The organism is Anaeromyxobacter sp. SG66, from assembly GCF_022690805.1.
In the GTDB taxonomy this organism is placed as follows: domain Bacteria; phylum Myxococcota; class Myxococcia; order Myxococcales; family Anaeromyxobacteraceae; genus Anaeromyxobacter; species Anaeromyxobacter soli.
In genome coordinates this window covers 1-905 of the sequence record NZ_JALCZC010000236.1, presented here as the reverse complement: position 1 = coordinate 905, position 905 = coordinate 1, and the positions used below count along the sequence as shown (strand labels likewise).

1 protein-coding gene and 1 pseudogene are annotated in these 905 nt (G+C 74.9%); one reads left to right on the top strand and one right to left on the bottom strand.

The annotated features are described in order from the left end of the window. Positions 1-278: 278 nt before the first annotated feature. Positions 279-629: a DsrE family protein gene (locus tag MNZ39_RS24090; RefSeq protein WP_242341611.1), complete on the bottom strand. Its 351-nt coding sequence runs from the start codon at positions 627-629 to the stop codon at positions 279-281. A gap of 49 nt (positions 630-678) precedes the next feature. Here MNZ39_RS24090 and MNZ39_RS24085 point away from each other — a divergent pair. Further along, positions 679-905: pseudogene (locus MNZ39_RS24085) on the top strand (RNA-binding protein); the annotation flags it as partial.

The window sequence follows — 905 nt, the reverse complement described above, 5'->3', positions numbered from 1 at the left end:
GCCACCGCCGGGACCGAGGAGAGGCTCCCCCCCGGCGCGGTCGCCCGGCCGAGCCAGAACCCGCCCGCGAGCGCGAGGAGAAGGGAGATACCGAGGAGGACGGCCAGGAGGCCTCCCCGCGAGGAACGGGGCGTGCGCGACGGCGGCGGATCGATCGACAGGCTGACCATGGGGACTCCGGAGGGGGAAGCAAAAGAGACGAACGCGCAGGAGTGGCGCTCTCTTCCGGGGTCCTGCGCGGCACCTGAGGGGTTCCCCGCTCGCCCCCCTCCCACGGGCTAGAAGAAGAAGCGATCGACGACCCCGCGACTCCACTCGATGACGGTCGGCCAGCCCACCACCGCGTCGAGCGCCTGCTCGGCGGCGTCGAGCGGCACCTTCTCCTCGACCACGCTCGCGCTGCAGGCGACGAGGCGGCACGCGCCCGCAGCACGCGCCTGGTGGAGGAGCGCCCCCGGCTCGTCGGGCTCGGCGTCGTGCGCGGCCACGACCGCCGGGACCGCCTGCCCGAACAGGTAGACGTCCACCCGATCCCCCATGGACGCGGCGGCGAGGGCGCAGGAGCCGGCGAGGCGGAGGGCGCCAGGGTCGGCGTGCGAGAGGAAGACGGCCACGCGGCGATCGGGCATCCGGCCACTCATACGCGGATCACGGGGGCTCTGCTATAAGACGCCCGCCATGTCCGAGGAGAAGAAGCCCGAATCTGGCCCGGTGGTGATCCGCAAGGGCCACGTGAAGCCTCCGCAGCCCGGCGAGAAGATCGAGGCGCCGCAGGAGGAGCGGCTCGCGCCAGCGCCACAGCGCGACGCGCGCCCGCTCTGGCAGCGCGTGGCCGAGGAGAAGTCCGGCGGCGGCCGCGGTGCGCCGTCCTCCGGCCCCGGCCCGCGCCGCGGACCGCCGCGCGG